The 6530-nt window shown below is 37.9% G+C and carries 6 protein-coding genes; 5 read left to right on the forward strand and 1 reads right to left on the reverse strand.

The genetic code is table 11. The features are described 5' to 3' along the window. The first annotated feature begins 48 nt into the window (after nucleotides 1-48). The 4 genes from def to CL42_RS11020 all read left to right on the forward strand — a co-directional run bounded on the left by def (nucleotide 49) and on the right by CL42_RS11020 (nucleotide 4335). Nucleotides 49-579, forward strand: coding sequence for a peptide deformylase (gene def, locus CL42_RS11005; RefSeq protein WP_035268228.1), 531 nt, complete (start codon nucleotides 49-51; stop codon nucleotides 577-579). An 86-nt stretch (nucleotides 580-665) separates the two neighbouring features. Beyond that, a complete protein-coding gene (locus CL42_RS11010; protein WP_228133268.1) occupies nucleotides 666-1121 on the forward strand; it encodes a DUF2946 domain-containing protein in 456 nt (151 codons plus the stop codon). A 70-nt stretch (nucleotides 1122-1191) separates the two neighbouring features. Next, a complete protein-coding gene (locus tag CL42_RS11015; protein ID WP_035268232.1) occupies nucleotides 1192-3237 on the forward strand; it encodes a TonB-dependent copper receptor in 2046 nt (681 codons plus the stop codon). Nucleotides 3238-3405: 168 nt separating this feature from the next. Continuing rightward, on the forward strand, nucleotides 3406-4335 hold the full coding sequence (locus tag CL42_RS11020) for a metal-dependent hydrolase (RefSeq protein WP_035268234.1): 930 nt from the start codon (nucleotides 3406-3408) through the stop codon (nucleotides 4333-4335). 41 nt (nucleotides 4336-4376) lie between these two features. On the opposite strand, the gene CL42_RS11025 is transcribed toward CL42_RS11020, so the two are convergent. Next, on the reverse strand, nucleotides 4377-5585 hold the full coding sequence (locus tag CL42_RS11025) for an oxygenase MpaB family protein (protein ID WP_035268237.1): 1209 nt from the start codon (nucleotides 5583-5585) through the stop codon (nucleotides 4377-4379). Between the two features lie 84 nt (nucleotides 5586-5669). Between CL42_RS11025 and CL42_RS11030 the strand changes: the two genes are divergently transcribed. Then, the gene (locus CL42_RS11030) at nucleotides 5670-6272 is read left to right on the forward strand and encodes a TetR/AcrR family transcriptional regulator (protein WP_035268244.1); all 603 of its coding nucleotides are present in this window, start codon (nucleotides 5670-5672) and stop codon (nucleotides 6270-6272) included. Nucleotides 6273-6530: the final 258 nt, after the last annotated feature.

Below are 6530 nucleotides of genomic sequence, written 5' to 3' on the forward strand. Positions count from 1 at the left end.
AACTTCATTTAATTTTTAAGATCAATGGCATAGCCGGTGAGGAGCAGCATGGCCTTATTACCAATTTTAAGTTTTCCTGATCCCCGTTTGCGTACTATTGCCAAACCTGTAGAGGAAGTGACGGATGAAATTCGTCAACTTGCTGCAGACATGTTTGAAACCATGTATGAAGCACCAGGTATTGGTCTAGCTGCAACCCAAGTTGATCATCATATTCAGCTTATCGTCATGGACTTGTCTGAAGATAAAAATCAGCCGATGGTTTTTATTAATCCTAAAGTCACCCCATTAACTGAAGATACCCAACCTTATGAAGAGGGTTGTCTATCAGTTCCACAAATATACGATAAAGTTGAGCGTCCGTCACGCGTCAAAATTGACGCAATTAACTTAGAAGGGCAAGCTTTTGAATTAGAAGCTGATGGTCTTTTGGCAGTATGTATCCAGCACGAAATGGATCATCTGAACGGAAAATTATTTGTTGATTATTTATCTCCTTTAAAACGCCAAAGAGCGCGTGAAAAGGTAGAAAAAGTCGTTCGTCAGCGTCAAAAAGAAAAAGTTGCTGTAAAGCGTTAATTCTCTAAGAATTTTAAATATGTTGATAAAGCCCAATTTCGATTGGGCTTTGTTATAATTGCTCAAATTTTATTTGGAATGACAATTTGTTCCGCAATGGGTTGCTGCTGAGTTTCGCAGCAGTATTATTACAGATCGCTGTTTTTCTTCAGCCTTTGCTTCCAGCGCAATACCAAATTGCGCCGGTCTGCGAAACGATCACCCGTGCCTTATTCGAACAACCTAATCATTCTGGTCTTACCACGCTCGTTCATCACGCTCATCATGTTTCCACTTCACATGCGTTACATGAACATCATGAGTTTAAGCGCTATGTTGAATCCTCGCATAGTGGGCACGATCATCATGACCCAAACCATCAATGCCAATACTGTACTGTATTTGGTAATTTGATTTTGCCACCTGAGCTGAATGTGAAAGAAGTTTTTGTACGTTTAAATATACGTTTGATCGCATTCCAAAAAGCGTTCAAACATATTTATTTCGACTTACAGCGTTTATTCCTTTTACCTCAAGGTCGGGCACCGCCACTCTTTTCTTAAATATTGTCTTTATTTTTAGGGTCTTGAATGACTCTAGCATTGTCATATTTAAATTTTGAGTGAATATATCATGGCTCAGCCAAAATTCTATTTACAGCCACTAGCGGCTGCGATTTCCATTGCCTTTATTTCGCAAATTTCATTTGCTGAAGTCCAATCTACAACTTTAAATCCAACACCTGATACACACACGACGAACTTAGCGCCAATTGTTGCTACAGCTCTACAAGGTAATGATGCTAATGGCTTGATTGTACGTGCAAACCCGAAGCAACCCATTCAGCCTATTCCTGCGTCGGATGGCGCAGATTACTTACAAAGTATTGTAGGGTTTAGCAGCGTAAATAGTGGTGCAGGTACGAACGGTGATGTGACCTTTCGTGGAATGTTTGGATCACGAATCAAAATTCTAACAGATGGAACTGAAAATTTAGGCGCATGCCCGAGTCGTATGGATTCACCGACTTCGTATATCTCACCTGAGAGCTATGATCGAATCTCGGTGATTAAAGGTCCCCAAACTGTCCAGTACGCCAACACAGGTTCAGCAGCAACAGTGATTTTCGAGCGACGCCCAGAACAATTGAATGATGAAAAAAATTATCGAGGTCAGGCAAGTGTATTAATGGGCTCTTTTGGGCGTTTAGACCAAAATATTGAGGCAGCGGTAGGAGATGAACAAAAATATATTCGAATCAATAGCAACCGATCAGTCTCAAATAGTTATCAAGATGGTAATGGGGCGACCGTACCATCAGATTGGAAACGATGGAATGCAGATTTAGCATTGGGCTGGACACCTAATGCAGATACATGGATCGAGTTAACTGGCGCTAAGGCTGATGGTGAGGCTGTATATGCTGGGCGAGATATGGATGGTTCTAAATTTGCCCGCGAGAGCTTGGGATTAAGATTTGAGAAAAAGAATCTCTCAGAGGTAGTTAAAAAAGTTGAGGCGCAAGTCAATTACAACTTTAATGATCATGTGATGGATAATTTTAGTTTACGTGATGTTGATGGCGCGGATCGCGCTATGAATGTGACACGTCGTACTTTGAATGCACGTTTAGCCACAACGATGGAGTGGGATAAAGCAATATTCATTACGGGTGTTGATACTCAGAATAATCAACATGCTGGTGGAATGTATCATTCAAGCATGCCAATGATGAATACTCCACTGACAGAGGATATGAAGTTTCAATCTTATGGTGGGTTCACTGAATTATCATATCCATTGAATGATCATAATAAGTTGGTCACAGGTGTTCGGGTTGATCAAGTTAAGATTAAAAACTTAACAATGGTTCAAGAACGTCAGGAAACATTACCAAGTGGTTTTATACGGTTTGAAAATCAGCATCCAGAGCATGATGCTAAAACCTATGTTGGTCTAGGCTATGTAGAGCGCGTACCAGATTATTGGGAGTTGTTTAAGACAGATTATCAAGGCAATGCTGTTGCTACCTTCAAGGATTTAGAAACAGAAAAAACCTTACAGTTGGATGTTGGATACCAACATAATCACGGGGCATTCAGTTCATGGGCATCAGCTTATGCTGGTTTGATCGATGATTTCATATTATTGAATTATGACCCAGCAAAAATGACTGGTCATGGTAAAAATGCTGCTGATTCTAGAAATGTCGATGCGACAATCGCAGGGGCAGAAGCTGGTGTAGGTTATCAATTTACCGATGCTGTTCAGGCAGATCTTAGTGCGATGTATGCTTGGGGAAAAAACACAACTGATAATCAACCTTTACCTCAAATATCTCCGTTGGAAGCACGTGTAAATTTAAGATATGTGCAAGAGCGTTTTAACTTAGGTTTATTGTGGCGTGTGGTAGATGGGCAGGATCGTGTCAGTATTAATCAAGGTAATATTGTAGGTAAGGACTTTAAAACGAGTTCAGGTTTCTCGACGCTGTCTTTAAATGGTACTTATCAAATTCATCAAGGTGTTGATTTGAGTATTGGAATTGATAATGTTCTGGATAAAGTTTATACGGAACACTTAAATAAAGCAGGTAGTGCTGGATTTGGTTTTGCACAGAATGAGCAATTTAATAATATAGGACGTAATTATTGGGCGCGTGTGAGTATGAAGTTCTAGTCATATTCAGTTTATTTGACGTATTAAGCCTAACACCCATTTAGATCGCCGTCTGAATGGGTGTTTTCTTTAAAATTGTCAGACATAAAATATGAATGTCCTTAAATGATATTGTGATGAGGTTATCATTATTTTAAAAATAATAAAAAAGATGTAATGGATAATAAAATGACAACAATGAGTCAAGTTCATCAACTACATGGTCGTAAAGTAAAATTTGATTTCAATCATATTCCAAAGCATTGGATTGAAAATGACCCTGTTTCCACCCATATGTTGAATACAGCACATATGATTTTACCTGCGGGTGAGTTTTGGTTTTGCCGTGTATTTAATAAAGCTTTACCGTTCGTCAAAGACGAACAATTAAAAGCTGACGTGAAAGGTTTTATTCAGCAAGAGGCGATTCATGGTCGTACTCATCAACACGCACAAGTTTATTTTGATCAACATGGATTAGATGTAAAGCCGTTCATTCAACGCATGCATTATCTTTTTGAAATCCTTTTGGGAGAAAATCCAGTAGGTATCAAAATGATGAAAAAAGTGGTTGGTGAAAAACGTTGGTTAATCTTCCGACTGGGTGTGATTGCAGCCATTGAACACTATACTGGTGTAGCAGGACAGTGGAGCTTGGACAATACTTCATTGGATAAAGCCGATCCAATCATGGCTGATTTATTCCGTTGGCATCTTGCAGAAGAAGTTGAGCATCGTACGGTTGCGTATGATTTGTTTAAACATATGTTTGAATCAGAGTTTAATTTTCAAATTTCAAAAAATGCTTTGATGACCTTTATCTTCCCTATTATGGCAGCGGTTTGGGTTGAAGGCGGCAAAACAATTTTGAAACAAGACAAAGATGCAGGTAAGTTTAGACATATGGGTACTTTAAGACTCATTATGCAAATGGAAAAAATTAGCCGTAAGACTGATCATATTCCTACCTTCAGTCATTTAACTTTAGCTACTATCCGTTGGTTTAGTCCAAAGTTTCATCCAGTGCAAGAAGGTAATACTCAACAAGCTTTGGATTATCTAGCACGTTCTCCATCAGCACTTCGAGCTGAGCAAGAGGCAACATTAAGAATGTCTTAAAAATATACATGAAAAAACCGAGCTTTAGCTCGGTTTTTTATTTATTGATGCATACTTGCCAGCTGTTTTCCTGCATTTTGATATAAATCGAGAGCTTGTTCTTGTTGTGATCGCCCTTTACGCTGTAAATAAAGATCAAGCTTTGGTATTTTTTTTGCGCCAGCATAAATCACAGTATTTTTGGTCAGTAGATACAGTGGATACCACGGCAGTATTCGAGGCTTAAGCCCTAAATTTTTCATTTTTTTACGGCCCATAAAGATTTGGGTAACATCTAAGTGATTCTGGTAAGCTTTCTTCTGCATGAAACGTTTAAAATGTTTATATTCGCGTTCAAATGGTTCTTTGGATAGGCTTACTGCAAGCTGACGACTACTTTCATCCACTTGAGGATGAGCATAATTCATCCATTGCAATAATTTCCAGCCTTCAGACTCTTTATCAATCAGCCATTGTTCGTCAACACCCATTAACCAGCCTGTATATTTCCAAAAATGCATAATCGCATCGACTTCACTTTTGGTTGGAAAAATACCGATTGCTCGAATACCTAAAAGCATCACACCGCTGAAAGCAATATTTGTCATTGCCTGATCATATTGGTTAATCGGCATTCCCCAAATATCCCAGTCCCAATCTTTGGATTTTTTTAGATGGTAGCGAACTAAAGAATGGATGAAACGCACAAAAATTGTTGAAGTAAAGCCATCATTAAAGCGTTGAAATCCATTCGGCTTAGTAACATCTAGCCACCATTTATGCGTTTCTGCTAAGCGCTTGCCTGCATATTTGCTTAGAGCACCTGTTAAAATCAAAGGTTGATTGAAGCCAGGGTATTGATATCCAGTCATTAGGGCGAGATCACGCATAATAAAAGTGACATTTGCGCCTAAACGATGCGTGAATTGAATTGCACGATCAATTTTTTCTTGATCAAACCAAACAGGCTGTTGTTCCACGAGATCAAAGAATGCTTTGATTTCAGGGACTGGTTTGGGAAGAGCATCTAAGCCTTGATATAACGCCGTTTCAAAAAGCTTTCGATTTTCGCGTGGATTGGTCATCACCCAATCCATTAAGCGATCCATCGGCACATCACCCGTATGTAAACTTTCATTTAACTCTAAATATTCAGCATAAGTTGGAATGAAGTTTTGATCGGTCATTTTATGTAGAAGCTTAGACAATAGATCGCTACGCTTCATTCGCTCATATGAAGCCATACGTTTTGGAATGCTTAAATTTGACATGGTGTAATTAATCTGGTTATTGTTTGATCAAAGATTAATATGAATATTTATTCGCATTCAATTCGCATTATTAGAATGGCAGCTATGAGAAAAAGACCCCAACAACAAAGAGCAAAGCTGGTAGTCGATAGTATTTTGGAAGCGACTCTGATATGCATTTCTGAAATGGGCCTAGATCAAGTCACTACGCCAAAAATATCTGAAAAATCAGGGGTGAGCGTAGGCTCTATCTATCAATATTTCGAAAATAAAGATCAGATAATTTTAGAATTGTTACGCCGTAAGAGTGAAAACTTAGGTTTGTCACTTAAAGCACTGGCGATGAATCAAGAAGAAATGGATTTAAAAACCTTGGTCGATGTTAGTCTTCAATTCGGATTTGATGTAATGAGAGAAGATAATGGTTTCTTCTTTGAAGTCCTGAAACATTGGCATGGCTACAATAATTCAGAAGCAGCAAAGGTTCTAGAAAAGCATTTTTTTGAAGTTGGTTTATATGTATTTAATCGTTTCTATCGTCATTGGGACTTCGAAACACTTAAGCATAAATCTTTTGTGATTATTAATAGTACCTTGTTCACAATGATGAGGTTTGTAAGTAACAATGATTTTCTTATTTCAGAACAACAGCTTAAGAGAGAACTAAGTGCAATGATTTTGTCTTATTTAGACAGTGATAAGAGTTAAAAGCTCATACAAATAAAATTATATATAAAAAACATATAGTTAATGTGTCATTGGTTTATTAACTATACAAACAAATAGAAAAAATTGAAAAAGTAGTTGCGTAAGAAAATAAATGGCCTATAATGCACATCCATCGGCGGTGATGAAGATTAAAACTTCTGATAAAACAGTGATTTAGCTAAGATTGGTTGAGTTGGGTTTTGGAAAGAAAGTTTAAAAATAATTTGAATTACTGGTTGACTCTTTAGAAATAAAGAG

Source organism: Acinetobacter sp. Ver3 (assembly GCF_000632455.1).
GTDB lineage: Bacteria > Pseudomonadota > Gammaproteobacteria > Pseudomonadales > Moraxellaceae > Acinetobacter.